Source organism: Eikenella sp. NML070372, from assembly GCF_001648415.1.
GTDB classification, from domain to species: Bacteria; Pseudomonadota; Gammaproteobacteria; order Burkholderiales; family Neisseriaceae; genus Eikenella; species Eikenella exigua.
Window position 1 is genome coordinate 174542 of the sequence record NZ_LXSN01000005.1, and the last position, 17022, is coordinate 191563.

Below are 17022 nucleotides of genomic sequence, written 5' to 3' on the forward strand. Positions count from 1 at the left end.
GTTTTCAGGTAGCCTTATCCTTGCATTATGCCAGCTTCGCTCTAACCAGTTCCTGCACTTGCGCGGGATTCGCTTTGCCTTTGCTGGCCTTCATCACTTGTCCCATGATCGCATTCAGTGCTTTTTCGTTGCCGGATTTGAACTGTTCCACGGCTTTGGCGTTGTTTGCCAGCACTTCGTCCACCATCGCTTCAATCGCGCCGGTATCGGTCATCTGCTGCAAGCCGTGTTTTTCAATGATTTCGGCAATAGAGGCTTCGGGTTCCGCCCACATGGCTTCAAAGGCTTTTTTCGCCAATTTGCTGCTTAGAGTGCCGTCGGCGATTTTGCCTACCAGCGCGGCGAGGCGTGGGGCGGTAATCGGGCTGTCGGCAAGTTCCATGCCTTCTTTGTTCAGCGTGGCGGCGAGTTCGCCGTTCATCCAGTTGGCCGTCAGCTTGCCTTGTCCGCTGGCTTTGGCGGCTTCTTCAAAATAGGCTGCCTGCACGTGGCCGGCGGTGAGCAGGCGTGCGTCGTAGTCGCTCACGCCGTAATCCGCCACGAAACGCGCTGCCATTTCTTTCGGCAGCTCGGGCATTTCTGCTTTGGCTTTTTGCAACCGGTCGTCTGAAATGATAACGGGCAACAAATCTGGATCGGGGAAGTAGCGGTAGTCGTGCGCGTCTTCTTTCAAACGCATCACGCGGGTTTCGCCCTTTTCCGGGTCGAACAGCATGGTTGCCTGTTGCACTTTGCCGCCATCTTCCAAAATCTCGATTTGCGCTTCCACTTCGTAATTAATCGCCTGTTCCAAGAAGCGGAAGGAATTGAGGTTTTTAATCTCGCGGCGCGTGCCGAATTCCGCTTGGCCTTTCGGACGCACGGATACATTGGCATCGACGCGGAACGAGCCTTCCGCCATATTGCCGTCACAAATGTCCAGCCAGGTTACCAAGCTGTGCAAGGCTTTGGCGTAGGCAACGGCTTCGGCGGCGGAGCGCATTTCGGGTTCGGATACCACTTCCAACAGCGGCGTGCCTGCGCGGTTCAGGTCGATGCCGGTTGCACCGTTCAAGCCTTCATGCACGGATTTGCCCGCGTCTTCTTCCATGTGCGCGCGGGTTACATTGATGGTTTTCACCGCGTCGCCGACCACGATTTCCAGCTTGCCGTGTTCGACAATCGGTAAATCCAACTGGCTGATTTGATAGCCTTTTGGTAAGTCGGGGTAGAAGTAGTTTTTGCGGTCGAACACGTTTTTCTGATTGATTTTCGCATCCAAAGCCAAGCCTAATTTGATGGCTTTTTCAACGACTTCCCGGTTCATTACCGGCAGTACGCCCGGCAGCGCGCATTCCACCACGCTGGCGTGCGCATTGGGTTCAGCACCGAACGCAGTCGATGCGCCGCTGAAGATTTTGGATTTTGTGTTGAGTTGGACGTGGATTTCCAGTCCGATTACGGTTTCCCAGGTCATAAGGGGGTCTTTCTATTGAAGAAGGGTTAATCGGTTTGTAAGGGTTTCCGGTTGGGCAGAGGCTACCTGAAAACCTAGATTCTATCTTTCAGACGGCCTTTTACCGCTATTTTCTGCGCGGCTGGAAGCCGGGAAGCTGCCAGTGGAAGCGGTAGGCGGCCAGCCGCAGAAACAGGCCGGCGGCAAACAGCAGATGCAGGATAAAGGCGTTTATCCAGCCGAGCCGCGCGAGGAAATACATCAGCCCGCCGATGAAGATGGCAACGCTGCCGTAGAGGTCGGCACGCAATACGATGGGCACGTCGTTCACCAAAATATCGCGGGCGATGCCGCCGCCCACGGCGGTTACAAAGGCGAGCACGATCACGCCGAACAGGTTTAATTGCAGGCCGATGCCGATTTGCGCACCGGTGATGCTGAAGGCGGCCAGACCGATGGCGTCGGCAATTAGGAAGGCAGCGGCAAGGTGGGTGCGGCGGTAGCGTTGCACGCGCAGCAGCCAGGCGATAGCGAGGGTGGTGAATACCACAATGAGCGCGTCGGTGTGCCGGAACACCTGCGGCACATGCCCCACCAGCGCATCGCGCATCATGCCGCCGCCCACAGCGGTGAGCAAGGCGGTGATGACCACGCCGAGCACATCAAGCCGCTTGCTGTAGCCGACAAGGTAGCCGGACACGGCGAAGGCGGCGGTGCCGATGATTTGGATGAAGTCGGTGGTGGTCATGGTTTCAGGTAGCCTTAATCTGCATTATTGCCGTTTAACTGCTTGAACTGCCGATAACTGTCGAGCAGGCGGCTTTGGTAGAGGCCGCTGCCGGAAAGGGTAATCATCAGGTAGCTTTGGGCGCGGGTCATGGCAACGTAGAGCAGGCGGGTGTTGTCGGCTTCTTGGTTTGCGTCTTTATGCTTCAAGGTACAGATGCCCATCAACATCACGCGCTGGAATTCGAGGCCTTTGCTGCTGTGCATGGTAAAGATGGCAACGGTGTTGTTGTGCGGATTGTAGGCCTTTTTGCTGCCGCCGTAATGCAGGGAATGGTGGATACCTTTTTGTTTCAATAATTTGGCAACGTCATTGCATTGTTCTTTGTTATGGCAAATGATAGCGATATCTTGCGGTGGAATACGGTCTTTGAGCCATTTGTCGAGGCAGCGGGCAAGATAGTCGAGCTCACCCTGCCAGTCAGGACACTCTTTGATGTAGGGTGAAATGCCGTTTACGCCTGCGGCTTCCGGCTCAACCAATGGTACGCCGTCTTCACCGCTTTCGTGCGGCTGCATTTTGTTTTGAGCAAACAGGTAGGCGAAGCCGATAATTTCTTTGGTGTTGCGGTAGTTCAGGCGCAGGATGGTGGTGCGGCCTTGGGCTTTGATACCGACGCTGGAAAGGGTGAAACCCAATCCTGCACCGCTTTTTTTGTAGATGGCCTGGGCATCGTCGTAGAGCAGCAGCAAATGGCCGTTGTCGGCATCAAGCATATGCACGCTCAGGCGCAGCCAGTCGGCCTCGAAATCGTGGCCTTCGTCAATCAGCACCGCGCCGTAGCGGCCGCCGGGCAGTGTGCCGTCGTGCATGGCTTGCAGCACGGTCAGCGGGGCGTGTTCGTAACCGGGCAGGTGGCGGTAGTGCTCGGGCGTGTCCAGCCCGTATGCTTTTTGCAGTTTGCCGCACCATTGGTGGAAGCTGCACACCTCCACTTTTTCCGCCAAGCCTTTGTCGGCCACGGCGGTACGTAATTTATCGGCCAATACGCGGTTGTAGCACAGCACCAAAACGGGTTTGTCGGACTGTTCGGCTAGGTATTGGCAGCGCATCAGCAAAATCAGGGTCTTGCCGCTGCCTGCCACGCCGTGGATGACGCGGTGGCCGCCGCCGATGCTGCGGGCAAGCTGTTCCTGTTGGATGTCCATGATTTTGATGATGTCGGGCGCGGCGATGGGGTGCGGCACAGAGTCGGCAGCTGGGTGCTCAGGCTGCTTTTCCGTTTTGCCGTCGGCATGCTCGGCCGCGAACAGTTCTTGCTGCCGTGGAATACGGATACGGATTTCGGGGAATAGGCAATAACGGATACGGTCTATTTGTGCAGTATCCAGCGAACAGGGAAAAGAATGGGTAAACATTTTTTCCAAACGGCTATAAACGCGCTCGGAAGATTTTTCTTGTAAACTTTCTTTATACCAAGTCTGTTTGATAGGGAATAGTTGCTTGAATACGGCATTGCCGACTGCTTCATCTAATTTTTTAATTTCAGCATGTGCTAGATGGGTAAACACTACGCCGTGTGCATAGGGAAATATCAGGGCTCCTTGATATGCTCCGCTTTTTTGTAGCAGATATTTATCTTGTTTCAGTAGGTTGGCAGCGTATTGTATGTAACCTCGTGCCTGTTCTAATGGATGTTTTTGTACAATGCTGTGCCCGTCTACCATCAGTTCACATTTTTGCGGATTAAAATAGTTGAGCGATTTTAACTTCCAATCTTTCACTTCCAAACACAGTAATCCCAGTTTCGGCAACAGAATTAGAAAGTCTGCATACAAACGTTTGTTCCCAATCGGAATATTGCACCAAACAATACTGTCTTCTTGCAAATGCTGATTCAGAAATTTTGCTACACTACGCTCACCTACCGTATCCATCCGCTGTATAGCTTCATTTAGGCTGGGAACAAACTGAGCCATATTTCTTAATCTCCAAAAACTTTATTCTTATTTTTCAGGTAGCCTCGAAACAGAGGCTACCTGAAAACTTTCACGCTGGTGCTTTCGTGTGCCAATCGCTCGCCAACTGTACTTGATGCGCTGCACCAAGGATTTTGGCTTCGGAGAAGTGGTTACCGATAAATTGTACGCCGATGGGCAGTCCGCTGCCGCTGAAACCTGCGGGCAGGGTCAGGGAGGGCAAGCCGGCCAGATTCACGGCGATGGTGTAGATGTCGGAAAGGTACATCTGCACGGGATCGTGGATGTCGCTGCCGAGTTTCGGGGCGGCGGTGGGCGCAGTGGGGGCGAGGATGAAATCACATTGCGCGAAGGCCGTCTGAAAATCGTTGGCAACAAGGCGGCGCAGTTTTTGGGCTTTCAGGTAATAGGCATCGTAGTAGCCGTGCGACAACACATAAGTACCAATCATGATGCGGCGTTTGACTTCGCCGCCGAAGCCTTCGGCGCGGGTGTTGCTGTACATTTCTTCAAGGTCGTTGAATTTTGCAGCACGATGGCCGTAGCGTACGCCGTCGTAGCGGGAAAGGTTGGTGCTGGCTTCTGCGGAAGCGAGGACGTAGTAAGCGGGGATGGACAGGGCGGTTTGCGGCAGGGAGACTTCAATGGTTTCCGCGCCTTGCGCTTTTAAAAGGTCGATGACGTTTTGCAAAGCAGCCTGCACATCGGTATCCGCGCCTTCGCCGAAATATTCTTTAGGCAGACCGATTTTCATGCCTTTGAGCGGTTTGTCCAAATCGCGGGTGTAGTCTTCTTTGCTGCGTTCCAAGCAGGTGGAATCGCGCTCGTCGAAGCTCGCCATTGCATTGAGCAAAATCGCGCAGTCTTCGGCGGTTTGCGCCATCGGACCGGCTTGGTCGAAACTGGATGCGTAGGCAACCATGCCGAAGCGGGAAACTGTGCCGTAGGTGGGTTTGATGCCGGTGATGCCGCAGTGTGAAGCAGGCTGGCGGATGGAGCCGCCGGTGTCCGAACCGAGCGCGGCAGGAGCAAGGCGTGCGGCAACGACGGCTGCGGAACCGCCGGACGAACCGCCTGGGACGTGTTCGGGATTCCACGGGTTTTTGGTCGCACCGTAGAACGAGGTTTCATTGGTCGAGCCCATGGCAAACTCGTCCATATTGGTACGGCCGAGCGTTACCATGCCTTCGTTAAGCAGGTTTTGGACGACGGTGGCTGTGTAGGGGGAGACGAAGTTGTCCAGCATTTTGGAACCGCACGCGCTGCGCCAGCCTGTTTGACAGAAAATATCTTTGTAGGCAATGGGTACGCCGGTGAGCGCGGTGGCATTGCCTTGCGCGATACGTGCGTCGGCGGCGCGGGCTTCGGCAAGGGTTTTGTCTTGATCAAGAGTAATGTAGCCGTTGATAGCCGGGTTCTGCGCAGCAATGGCGGCGAGGTATTCGGTTGCCAGTTCGACAGCGGAGATTTGTTTGGATTGCAGCAGTTGGCTGGCTTGTTTGAGGGTATATTGGGTCATGAGGGTCTTTCGGTTGAAAATAAGTGGAATTTTAAAGGGTTAATAGTACAGGCTGCTTTTTGAGGCCGTCTGAAAATATCAGCCTATCAATTTTTGGTAAGTATCCGGTTGGTTGAGCTGTGTGGCGGAACGGTACAGCAGCGATTGTTCGTCATTTTCATCATAATCATCAATATAAAATGCAAACAGCAATATGCCGTTTTCAGCACGATTACCGAACAGGCCTTCTTGATCGCATTGCTGCAGTGCGGCTATCAGGGCAGTTTCGTATTCGGCACGTTTTTGCTGATAGGTGCCGTCATCGTCATCTAGATTTTCTATGCTGCGGTATCCAGCTTGGTAGAGCTCGCTTTGGTTTTCCAGCCAGTTTTTTGAAACGTTCTGAATTTTGGTTTCACCGTCATAAAGTGTGCATCTGCCATCCCAAATCGCCTGCAAAATAGTGCAGTTTTTGTATTCTTTCCTGTGCTTGGCAGCAAAGGCAGCTAAATCCTGATGGGTAATCGCGGCGTTACCAGCAGCAAAAAAGTCGTCTACCAGATAGAAATAATACGCGGCAACTTCTTTGCCTACCTGTTCAACCTGCTGCTTGATGCGGCTGAAACATTGGCGGATATGGCTAACGGCGGCAGCGTGTAGGTGTTGTTGCTCGGATGGCATGTGGTTCCTTTGGTTTTTCAGGTAGCCTTTGCTGCTTTGAGGCTACCTGAAAATCTTGCGGGCAGGTTTATTTGGCTGCGCTAACGTGGCCGCATACGGCTTGCACCATTTTGGCGGTGTGCTGGTCTTCGCCGCCCACTGCGTTGAGTTCATTGATAGTTTCTTCGCTCAGTTCGGCAGGCTTGGCATAGGGGTGGGTATCTTTTAAGCCGTTTAGGCTGCCGTCGGAGTTAAACAGGGCCAGTGCGCTCATCACGGATTGGTGTTTGCCGCTGCCGCAGAATACCCAGTCGGATACCAGCATATAGGGCTCAGCGCCAGTGCGTTGCGAGCGGTGGCGGGATACGACGGAATACCAGCCGCCGCCGAGGGCTTGGATGGTGTCGGGATAAAGATAGGCAGTGTAGGCGCCGTCGCCGTCGCTTTGGTAGTTGTAGAGGCGCACGCCTTCGCCGAGCTTGGTTTGCGCCATGGCGGCAGCTTTAGGGTTGGCTTCACGTTCGGCCGGGCTGGCTCCGGCGTGGGCAGTGGCGGCGAGAATGCCCAAGAGGGCGGTGAGGAAGAGTTTTCTCATGATGTTTGCTCCGTGGGGGTACTTCAGGTAGCTTGAGGCCTTTGCTAGAGTTGCCGAATTAAGAATGCAGTTTAGGGCATTTCACTAAGCACCTTCTTTATCTCACTGCGGCGTTAGTTCACCTTGTCGTACTAACGTTGTACTGTCTATGACTCGTTGCTTTGTAAAGGAAAAGAATTTGTTTAGCTGTCGCAACACAGCGAGCGCAGACATGCCATTAGGTGGGTGAGCGATCTGGCACAACGTTCCAAATATGCTACTGGTGGTAGTTTTGTAAAGGACTCAGCCTGAGAAAAACTACCTGAAAGTTTATTCCTCAATTACTTGCGGCACGATATACAGGCGGTTGCGCACTTCGGGGGCAACGGCTTGGTATTCGGCAGTGTGGTCGGTTTCGGTGATTTGGTCGGCACGCAGGCGCAGGGCGAGTTCGTGCGGGTGGGTCATAGGTTCGATACCGTCGGTATTCACACTCTGCATCTGCTCTACCATGGCGAAAATGCCGTTGAGCTCGTCGAGGGTGGTGGCTTTCTCGGCTTCGGTCAGGCTCAAACGCGAGAGGCGGGCGATTTTTTCAACGTCGGAAAGTGTAAGCGACATAAAAATTCCTTAAATTATGTTTAGCAAACAGCCCAATCTCAGGTATCATTACGCGTTTCTTTTGAGACTGGCTTGCAAAGTTAGAATTATAGCCTAAAAGCCTGCCTCTCGGCACGGCATAAGAATAAGGTTGCGCAAAGCAGCGCCGGTCTCTCCATGGGCTTGGTTTATTTAAAGTATTCATCAGTATTCAAACGCTAGGATTTAAAGCAATGTTCCGCTTTCTCACCCGATATTTCTCTAATGATCTGGCCATCGATTTAGGTACGGCCAACACTCTGATTTACATCAAAGGCCGCGGTATCGTTTTGGACGAGCCTTCGGTGGTGGCTCTCCCCAACGACATGAGCAACAATAAGAACGCCACGGTGGCGGTGGGTGCGGAAGCCAAGCGTATGCTGGGGCGTACGCCAGGCGGCATTCAGGCGGTGCGCCCGATGAAGGATGGGGTGATTGCCGACTTTAATGTTACCGAGAAAATGCTCAAGCACTTTATCCGCAAGGTGAACAACAGTCGCTTTGCTGCCGCTCCGCGCATCGTGATTTGCGTGCCCTGCGGCTCAACCCAGGTGGAACGCAAGGCGATTCACGATTCGGCGCAACAGGCTGGTGCGGCCTCTGTAAATCTGATTGAAGAGCCGATGGCAGCAGCCATCGGTGCAGGTTTGCCGATTGAAGAACCGACTGGCTCCATGGTAGTGGACATCGGTGGTGGTACGACCGAAGTTGGCATCATCTCTTTGTCTGGCGTGGTGTATTCCCATTCTGTGCGTGTGGCAGGTGATGCGTTTGATGAAGCCATTATCAATTATGTACGCCGCAATTACGGCATGCTGATTGGTGAAGCCACCGCTGAAGAAATCAAAAAAACCATCGGCACGGCCTTCCCGGGCAATGCCGTGCGCGAAATCGAAGCCAAAGGACGCAATCTGGCCGAAGGTATCCCACGCGCTTTCACTATCAGTTCCAATGAGGTGCTGGAAGCCTTGGCTGAGCCGTTAAACCAAATCGTGCAGGCTGTGAAAAACGCATTGGAGCAGACTCCGCCGGAATTGGGCGCAGATATTGCTGACCGTGGCCTAGTGCTCACCGGTGGCGGTGCACTGCTCAACGGTTTGGATCGTTTGCTGGCCGAGGAAACTGGCCTGCCGGTGAGCATTGCCGAAGACCCGCTTACCTGCGTGGTGCGTGGCTCCGGCAAGGCGCTGGATTTAATCGGCAAGATGAACTCTGTGTTTGTGCCCAATCCTTGATTTATCCTGGCATCCCATGTGCTGCAAAATCGGCGCGGGATGCCACTTAGTTTGTTTTGTGTCAGACCTGCCTACGCGGTGTCTTCAGTTTCCAAGTAACCTGCCTGTTATTCTCCCTTATGTCGCAAGAAATCAATTTTGTCAGCCCGATTATCAGTTCTACCAGCAAGCTGGTGTTGCTGGGGATTGTCTCAATGGCATTGATGGTACTGGACAACCGTTATGCGGCATTGCGGCAGGCTAAATCTTATGTAGCGACCGGGCTTTATCCCTTGCAGTGGGTGGCACGCCAGCCGGCAGAATGGGTGAGTGGCGGCATGGCATTTATGCGCGACAAACAGCAGCTACTCGCCGAAAACACACGCCTGAAAGAAGAAAATGCCCGCCTGAATATGCAGTTGCAGCTACAAGCGCCGACGGCGCGCGAATTGAGCGAGCTGAAAACACTGAACCGTTTGCAGCCGCTGCTTGCGCCCAAGGCAGTGCTGGCGGAAATCGTATCTAATGGCCGTATCCCGCGAGCCGATCGTCTGTTGATTACTAAAGGCAGTAACAGCGGGATTCAGGTAGGTGATCCGGTGAGTGACGAGAAAGGCTTAATTGGCCAGGTAACCGCCGTACAGCCGGCCACAGCGGAAGTGGCGCTGATTAACAACCGCCAGTCGGTGATTCCGGCGATGGTGGCTGAAACCGGCGTACGCACACTGGTGTACGGGCGCGGTGAAACGCTGGATTTGCGTTATTTTCCAGTGTCGGCCGAATTGAAAGAGGGCGATTTGCTGGTTACTTCTGGTATTGACAGTATCTACCCAGCCGGCATTCCGATTGCCAAAGTGGCACATGCTGACCGCAATTCCGGTACGCCGTATTACCGTACTGTGCTGACGCCGTCAGCCAGTCTGAGCAGCAGCAGCTATGTGCTGGTGATTCCGCAGAAGCCGCAAGTGTCTGCAAGGCTACCTGAAGCCACTTCCGAGCCGCTAACCGAACAAGATACGCAGGAATAAGCATGTCTCCGATCTCCCCGCTTAAAGAATCCACACCCAAACGCTGGGTGGCATTCAGCTTTTTGCTGGCGTTGCTCTTCGATTTCGTTCCAGTGCCCCCGCCCTGGGTGTTTCCTTTGCCTGATTTCACATTGATAATGCTGGCTTATTGGCTGCTGCACCGGCCGCGGCTTATCGGCATCGGTGTGGCGTTCTGCCTTGGCTTGCTAGTGGATATCGGCACCAATTCACTGCTGGGGCAGCACGGCTTGGCTTATAGTGTGGCCGCATTTTTGATTGAACGCAACCGGCGGCAGGTTGTGCTCAATTCCTTCGGCTGGCAGGCCGTAGCAGTGGCGGGTGCAGTGTTGGTTAGCCAGCTGGTGGTTTTCCTGGTCAGCCTGTTTCAGCAGCAGCCGTTTCCTCTGTGGCGGTTGTGGCTGCCTTCGCTCCTCACCGGCCTGTTGTGGCCGCAGTTGAATAACATGATGCTCGCCATCGACCACTACCGCCGTTCCCGTAAATGAAGTCGCGCCGCCATTACACGCCCGCTAAAGCGCCGTCCCGCAGCCGGCAGAAGGATTATCTGCTGCGCTTGATGGTGGCGTTTGCTATAATTTTAGTATTCTTCAGCGTGCTGGCATGGCAGTTTGTGCGACTTCAGGTAGCCAGGTACGATGAATTTGTGGACAAGGCCGTTGCCAACCGTATCTCCCTTATCCCCACCCCGCCGATTCGCGGTGAAATCACCGATGTGAACGGCGTGGTACTGGCTCACAATTATCCAGCTTATTCACTGGAAGTCATCCCCAACGAATTGGAGATGAAAGTTGAGGATTTGATACCGGTTTTGCGCCCGTATGTGGAAATTAGCGAGGCCGATGTGAAGCGCTTCCAGCGTTTCCGTGCCGAATCCCGCTCCTACGAACGCATCCCCCTGAAATTGAAACTGAGCACCGAAGAAGCCGCTCGGTTGGCAGCGGTGCTGTTCCGCTTCAAAGGTGTGGAAGTGAATGCACGCACTTTTCGCGAATATCCCTACGGGGGGCTCACCACTCACATCATCGGCTACATCGGCCGCATCAGCGACAAAGACCGTGACCAGTTGGAAAGCGAAGACCGCTACGAGCTTTATCGCGGCACCACCCACATCGGCAAAATGGGTTTAGAGAACTATTACGAGCAGCAGCTGCACGGCGTGCCCGGTTATCAGGAAGTGGAAAAAGATGCGCAGGGCAATATAGTGCGTACCTTGAAAACCGCACCAGCCGCGAGCGGGCAGACCCTGCGCCTGTCGCTTGACATCCGTATGCAGCAGAAAGCTAGTGAACTGTTGGGCAACCGGCGCGGCGCAGTGGTGGCTATCGATCCGCAAACAGGCGGTGTGCTGGTTTTGGTATCGAAGCCGACTTACGATGCCAACCTGTTCATTGACGGCATCGACAGCGATACGTGGAAAAGCCTGAACGACGATTGGCAACGCCCGCTCATCAACCGCGTTACCCAAGGTCTGTATCCGCCCGGCTCCACCTTTAAGCCGTTTATGGGCATGGCTGCGTTGCAAAGCGGGCAGATTACGCCCAACACTGTGCTGCCTGCGCCCGGCGCGTGGAGCATTCCCGGCAGCCGCCACCAGTTCCGTGATTCGGTGCGCAGCGGGCACGGTTCGGCCAATCTGGGTAAGGCCATCCAAGTATCATCCGACACCTTTTTCTACCGCCTAGGCTACGAAATGGGCATAGAAAAAGCTTATCCCTATTTGGCGCACTTCGGCTTTGGCCAGCCAACCGGCATTGATTTACCTAATGAATACAAAGGAATATTGCCTAACCCCGAATGGAAGGCGCGCCGTTTTGCCAATTCGCGCAACGAATCTGCCCGCCAGTGGCGCGCTGCTGATATGGTTACTATCAGCATCGGGCAGGGCTATAACGCTTACACGCCGCTACAGATGGCGCACGCCACCGCCATGCTGGCCAACAACGGCGTGAGGTATCGCCCGCACTTGGTACGCGAGCTCACCGACCACCAAAAGCAAACTCGCATTTTAGTCGGTACCCAGCCCAGTGCCATCCTACCGTTCAAACCGGAATATTTCGCTTTTGTGAAGCAAAGCATGGAGCGCGTGTTGCGCCCGGGCGGCACGGCTTGGCGCATGGGCGTGGGGCTGAAATACAGCATGGGAGGCAAAACCGGCACAGCGCAGGTGGTGCAGATTCGGCAGGGCGCATCGTATAACGCGGCCGCGCTGGCCGAACGCCACCGTGACCATGCCTGGTTTATTGCCTTTGCGCCGGCACAGAATCCAAAAATCGCCATCGCTGTGCTGCTAGAAAACGGTGGCTGGGGTGCGAATGCCGCGCCGGTGGCGCGCCAGTTGGCCGATTTTTACCTGATGCAACTACAGGGCGAAAACGGTAAAAACCTGCCGCTGCCCAAGCTTGCTGTACCGAGAGATGGTGCGATGAGGCAGGTAGAGTATCCACTGATTAACGTCCAAGCGGTGCGCACCCTGTCTGCCTATCGGGCGGTTTCAGGCAGCTTGCCGGCTGCCGCATCCGAGGCCCGATAATATGCAGCACCCGTCTAAACACGCTATCCGCCGCTACTGGCGGAAAATTTGGGATCCGATGGACATGTGGCTGTTTTACAGCATGCTGGCCATCTATGTGATGAGCCTATTTTTGCTGTATTCGGCCGACGGCCAGAACATCGGCCAGCTGGAAAACAAAACCCTGCACACGATAGTGGGCTTTGTGCTGCTGTGGTGCATTGCCCGTACTCAGCCGCAGGTGCTGAGCAACTTCGCCATTGTGTTGTATGGGGTGAGCCTGCTGATGTTGGTGGGGGTGCACTTTTTCGGTGTGATTGTGAATGGTTCGCAACGATGGTTGAATTTGGGCATCATCCGTTTGCAACCCTCAGAGTTGATGAAAATTGCGCTGCCAATGACGGTGGCGTGGTATCTGCAGAAACACGAAACGGAGCTGGGCTGGCAGCATTATTTGGCTGCATTGGTGCTGATAGTTGCGCCGGGCTTCTTGATTTTGAAGCAGCCTGATTTGGGTACGGCTGTGTTGATTATGGCGTCCGGGCTGTTTGTGATATTTTTTGCGGGGCTGCCGTGGAGGGTGATTGCGGTGGCCGTGGTCGGCTTTTTTGCCTCACTGCCTCTGTTGTGGCAATACGGTATGCATGACTACCAGCGCACCCGCGTGCTGACCCTGCTCGATCCGACTAAAGACCCACTCGGCGCGGGCTACCATATTTTGCAGTCAATGACTGCTATCGGCTCCGGCGGTGTGTGGGGTAAGGGCTGGCTCAATGGCACACAGACGCATCTTGACTATATCCCGGAGTCCACCACGGATTTCATCTTCGCTGTGTATGGTGAAGAGTTCGGTCTTATTGGCAATCTCCTGCTGCTATCGGTGTATACCATCATGTTGGGGCGTGGTCTCTATATTGCTGCCAAAGCCCCTACGCTCTATAGCCGCACCTTGGCCGGTGCACTCACTATGACGCTGTTTTGTTATGTGTTTGTGAATATGGGCATGGTGAGCGGTATCCTGCCGGTAGTGGGTGTGCCGCTGCCATTGGTGAGTTACGGCGGCACGGCCACGCTTTCTATCATGATCATTGTTGCTATGTTGATGGGCATCAGTAATCAGCAGAGCAAGATGTAGGGCGGTGGAGGCTACCTGAAATTTCAGGTAGCCTTTGTTGCGGATTGTATGTTTGCTGGCAGAAATAATGATATATGTGTTGAATCTGCAATACATTTGACATAGTGTGGTGTCTGGTAATGGCAAAGGTTGCATTGCCTGTATAGAATAGTGGCAGTTCTCCGGCCAATGCTGGGGGGGTATTCTTTTTGGTTACTCAGATCAGAAAAGGGTATTTTAAGCTTTATTGCGGCGAGTATTTTCAGGTAGTATTAGCCACGGAAAGAGCATAATGAAGAAAATGGTTTTGTTGGTTATAGACACCCAGCAGGCATTGCTGGATATGGGAGCTTATCGCGGGGTGGAAATGTTGGATGCCATCAGCCGAATGTTGCTTGCTGCCCGTACGCATGGGCGTGAAGTCATCTATGTGCGGCATAACGAGGCGGATTCGCCCTTTGCGCCAAACTCGCCCGGTTGGCAGATTGCTGCCGCTGTTGCGCCGCAGGCCGGTGAGAAAGTAGTGGATAAATGGTATAGCAGCGCTTTTCGCGGTACGGATTTGCTGGATTACCTGCGTGGCAACGGAGTTGAGCGCTTAGTGGTGGTTGGTATGATGACTGAATACTGTGTGGAAACTACTGTGCGGGCTGCCAGCGATTTGGGCTTTGAAGTGATTTTGCCAGAAGGTGCCAACAGCACACTGGATAATGGCCGCTGGTCGGCTAAAGAGCTGTATGAGCATCATAATTTCGATATTATGCGTGGGCGCTTCGCAGCTATGCCGAGCGTAGATGAAGCCGTGGCGCTGTTATCTGACTGATTTGATGTTTTGAGAGAAATGATGATTACTCATATCCTGTATTTGTTCACTGGCCTGATTGCTCTAAATAATCCATTGATTGCACTTGGATATTTTGTTGATAAAACAGTGGATTTTACTTTGAAGGAGCAGCGTAAAACCGCGCGCCTGGTAGCGATTAGCGCCTTTGTCTGTATGGTGGTGGCCGGGGTAATTGGTACGCCGTTGTTGAAAGTTCTAGGCATCGGTATTCCGGCCTTCCAAATTGCCGGTGGCATTTTAGTATTTGTGATTGCCATGAACATGATGGGAGGCGAGGATAATCCGGTGAAACCTAATTTAAACAAGGAGCATTTAAGCCTGCCGCCGGAGAAACAATTTACCTTTGCCGTGGTGCCGATGGCTACGCCGATTATCGTTGGTCCGGGCGGATTTTCTATCATTATCATTTATAGCAGTCATGTGGAAACGTGGGTGGGTGCACTACAACTTCTGGCCGCCTGTTTTATGGTGGGGGTAACCTGTTATTTGATTTTGGCCTGTTCGGCCAGACTGAGCAAAATACTTGGCAGTGTTGGCATCAAGATCATCAACCGCGTGTCTGGCCTGCTGCTGGCAGCAATTGCGGTGGAGATTGTATTGGCTGGTTTGCGAGGCTTATTCCCGGCTTTGAAAATAACGGGTTAAGTTTGAGTATAAATAAGGAAGTGATGAAGGGCGGGGGCGTACCCGCCCTTTTGTTTGTATCTCAACTTTCACTTTGCCATTTTGTATCAATATTTTTTAGTGATTACATGATATGTTGTATCTATAATGATGAATATTCGCTTCTTATCAACTAATTTAGAGTACAATCCCTAGAGCTACGCTCTTCTTTTCCAACTCTTTATTTGGAGACCGTTATGCCCCAATTGTCCGACATTCAAATTGCTCAAGCTGCCTCCATCCGGCATATTGACGAAATCGCCGCCAAGCTCGGCTTGAAACCGGAGCAGTTGGAGCATTATGGTAAATATAAAGCCAAAATCCATCCTGTGGATGCATTCAGGCTACCTGAAAAGCAAGGTAAGCTAATTTTGGTGACTGCAATCAGCCCCACACCGGCCGGGGAAGGCAAAACTACAGTAACCATCGGCTTGGCCGACGCGCTCAATCGCATCGGTAAAAATGCTGTCATTGCCCTACGTGAGCCTTCACTCGGCCCTGTGTTTGGTATCAAAGGCGGTGCGGCTGGTGGCGGCTATGCCCAAGTGCTGCCAATGGAAGATATTAACCTGCACTTTACTGGCGATTTTCACGCTATTGGTGCCGCAAACAACCTTTTGGCTGCTCTTATCGACAACCATATCTACCATGGTAATGCGCTCAATATCGATACAAAACGGATTCTGTGGCGGCGTGCAGTGGATATGAATGATCGCCATTTGCGCAATATTATCGGTGGGTTAGGTAAAATTGCCGATGGTGTGATGCGTGATGATGGTTTTGATATAACTGTTGCCTCCGAAGTGATGGCGGTATTCTGTTTGGCCAAAGATATTGCCGACCTCAAACAGAGGTTGGGTAATATATTGGTGGCATATACCAAAGATGGTAGCCCGGTGTATGCACGCGATTTGAATGCACAGGGTGCAATGACAGTGCTGTTAAAAGATGCCATTAAGCCAAATCTTGTTCAGACCATTGAAGGTACGCCCGCTTTTGTGCATGGCGGCCCGTTCGCTAATATTGCCCACGGTTGCAATTCAGTTATCGCTACGCGTTTGGCGTGTCATCTGGCCGATTATGCTGTTACCGAAGCTGGGTTTGGGGCGGATTTGGGTGCCGAGAAATTCTGCGACATCAAGTGCCGGTTGTCTGGTTTACGGCCGGATGCTGCAGTGGTAGTGGCTACCGTGCGGGCATTGAAATATAATGGCGGCTTACCAAAAGATGAGTTGTCCGGTGAAAATCTGGCCGCATTGGAAAAAGGGTTACCCAATCTGTTGCGTCATATTGATAATCTGAAAAATGTGTTTGGCTTGCCGGTGGTGGTAGCGCTCAACCGATTCAGTGCCGATACACAGGCCGAGTTGGATTTGGTGGCCGAAGCTTGCAAACAACGTGGTGCAGAAATATCGTTTACCGAAGTGTGGAACAAAGGTGGTGCCGGTGGTGAGGATTTGGCGCGCAAAGTGGCCGCTGCTGTCGATCAATCATCTGCACAGTTTAATTTCTCTTATGAAGTAGAGAAAAGTATCCCGGAAAAAATCCGAACAGTTGCACAACGGATTTATGGTGCAGACGATGTGGATTTCAGCGCAGAAGCGCTGGCCGGTATTGCTAATCTGGAAGAATTGGGTTGGGACAAACTGCCGGTTTGTATGGCAAAAACGCAATATTCGTTCAGTGATAACGCTAAATTATTGGGTGCGCCGCAAGGCTTTCGCATCACCGTGCGCGGGTTGACTTTATCTGCCGGAGCAGGGTTTGTTGTGGTGCTGTGTGGCAATATGATGAAGATGCCAGGTTTGCCCAAAGTGCCGGCTGCAGAACGAATGGATGTGGATGAAGATGGAGTAGTTAGTGGATTATTCTGAATAGTTTTATAATGAAAGAATTTAATAGCCTGGCAGTTGCTCGGCTATTTTTTGTGCAGGTATCTTTCAGGCAGCCAGTAGTCAGTTGTATTTATGCCGGGTAAATTTCATTTCACCTTAGTGATTTAGTTTTTGTTTGTGGATATTTTGTTTTCCGGTATTTGACAAAATATTTTGGTAGGCGTATAGTCCGCATCTTCGCTGTTCCTTACGGCACGGTTTTGTTGTCGGTTTTACGGTTCA

Annotated in this window: 15 protein-coding genes and 1 pseudogene; 8 read left to right on the top strand and 8 right to left on the bottom strand. The window is 52.8% G+C overall.

Going from position 1 to position 17022, the window contains the following annotated elements; genetic code table 11:
- Positions 1 to 25: 25 nt before the first annotated feature.
- From gatB to gatC, 8 genes and pseudogenes are all read right to left on the bottom strand, one after another.
- The gene (gene gatB / locus A7P97_RS07740; protein ID WP_067529822.1) at positions 26 to 1456 is read right to left on the bottom strand and encodes an Asp-tRNA(Asn)/Glu-tRNA(Gln) amidotransferase subunit GatB; all 1431 of its coding nucleotides are present in this window, start codon (positions 1454 to 1456) and stop codon (positions 26 to 28) included.
- Between the two features lie 106 nt (positions 1457 to 1562).
- Complete coding sequence (locus A7P97_RS07745) at positions 1563 to 2183, bottom strand: trimeric intracellular cation channel family protein (protein ID WP_067529823.1); 621 nt, start codon at positions 2181 to 2183, stop codon at positions 1563 to 1565.
- Positions 2184 to 2197: 14 nt separating this feature from the next.
- The gene (locus tag A7P97_RS07750; protein WP_231865686.1) at positions 2198 to 3580 is read right to left on the bottom strand and encodes a DEAD/DEAH box helicase; all 1383 of its coding nucleotides are present in this window, start codon (positions 3578 to 3580) and stop codon (positions 2198 to 2200) included.
- A gap of 228 nt (positions 3581 to 3808) precedes the next feature.
- Positions 3809 to 4141 (bottom strand): annotated as a pseudogene (locus A7P97_RS10775) (NERD domain-containing protein); the annotation flags it as partial.
- Between the two features lie 70 nt (positions 4142 to 4211).
- Positions 4212 to 5660: an Asp-tRNA(Asn)/Glu-tRNA(Gln) amidotransferase subunit GatA gene (gene gatA, locus A7P97_RS07755; protein WP_067529825.1), complete on the bottom strand. Its 1449-nt coding sequence runs from the start codon at positions 5658 to 5660 to the stop codon at positions 4212 to 4214.
- Between the two features lie 78 nt (positions 5661 to 5738).
- Complete coding sequence (locus tag A7P97_RS07760) at positions 5739 to 6320, bottom strand: DUF4303 domain-containing protein (RefSeq protein ID WP_067529826.1); 582 nt, start codon at positions 6318 to 6320, stop codon at positions 5739 to 5741.
- 67 nt (positions 6321 to 6387) lie between these two features.
- A complete protein-coding gene (locus A7P97_RS07765) occupies positions 6388 to 6894 on the bottom strand; it encodes a hypothetical protein (RefSeq protein ID WP_067529827.1) in 507 nt (168 codons plus the stop codon).
- Positions 6895 to 7203: 309 nt separating this feature from the next.
- Entirely contained in the window at positions 7204 to 7494 is a 291-nt protein-coding gene (gene gatC, locus A7P97_RS07770) for an Asp-tRNA(Asn)/Glu-tRNA(Gln) amidotransferase subunit GatC (RefSeq protein ID WP_067529828.1), read from the bottom strand.
- 212 nt (positions 7495 to 7706) lie between these two features.
- On the opposite strand from gatC, the gene A7P97_RS07775 reads away from it, so the two are divergent.
- The 8 genes from A7P97_RS07775 to A7P97_RS07810 all read left to right on the top strand — a co-directional run bounded on the left by A7P97_RS07775 (position 7707) and on the right by A7P97_RS07810 (position 16779).
- On the top strand, positions 7707 to 8747 hold the full coding sequence (locus A7P97_RS07775) for a rod shape-determining protein (RefSeq protein ID WP_067441210.1): 1041 nt from the start codon (positions 7707 to 7709) through the stop codon (positions 8745 to 8747).
- A gap of 119 nt (positions 8748 to 8866) precedes the next feature.
- Positions 8867 to 9754 (top strand): rod shape-determining protein MreC, encoded by an 888-nt coding sequence (gene mreC, locus A7P97_RS07780; RefSeq protein WP_067529829.1) that lies wholly within the window; start codon positions 8867 to 8869, stop codon positions 9752 to 9754.
- A 2-nt stretch (positions 9755 to 9756) separates the two neighbouring features.
- Positions 9757 to 10260, top strand: a complete 504-nt coding sequence (mreD, locus tag A7P97_RS07785; protein WP_067441206.1) for a rod shape-determining protein MreD — start codon at positions 9757 to 9759, stop codon at positions 10258 to 10260.
- Positions 10257 to 12305, top strand: coding sequence for a penicillin-binding protein 2 (gene mrdA / locus A7P97_RS07790; protein ID WP_067529830.1), 2049 nt, complete (start codon positions 10257 to 10259; stop codon positions 12303 to 12305). Before mreD ends, mrdA begins: the two co-directional genes overlap by 4 nt.
- A 1-nt stretch (position 12306) precedes the next feature.
- Positions 12307 to 13419 (top strand): rod shape-determining protein RodA, encoded by a 1113-nt coding sequence (gene rodA / locus A7P97_RS07795; protein WP_067524331.1) that lies wholly within the window; start codon positions 12307 to 12309, stop codon positions 13417 to 13419.
- Between the two features lie 271 nt (positions 13420 to 13690).
- The gene (locus tag A7P97_RS07800; protein WP_067441202.1) at positions 13691 to 14221 is read left to right on the top strand and encodes a cysteine hydrolase family protein; all 531 of its coding nucleotides are present in this window, start codon (positions 13691 to 13693) and stop codon (positions 14219 to 14221) included.
- Between the two features lie 21 nt (positions 14222 to 14242).
- Positions 14243 to 14887, top strand: a complete 645-nt coding sequence (locus tag A7P97_RS07805) for a MarC family protein (protein WP_067524335.1) — start codon at positions 14243 to 14245, stop codon at positions 14885 to 14887.
- Positions 14888 to 15102: 215 nt separating this feature from the next.
- Positions 15103 to 16779, top strand: a complete 1677-nt coding sequence (locus tag A7P97_RS07810; protein WP_067529831.1) for a formate--tetrahydrofolate ligase — start codon at positions 15103 to 15105, stop codon at positions 16777 to 16779.
- Positions 16780 to 17022 lie beyond the last annotated feature (243 nt).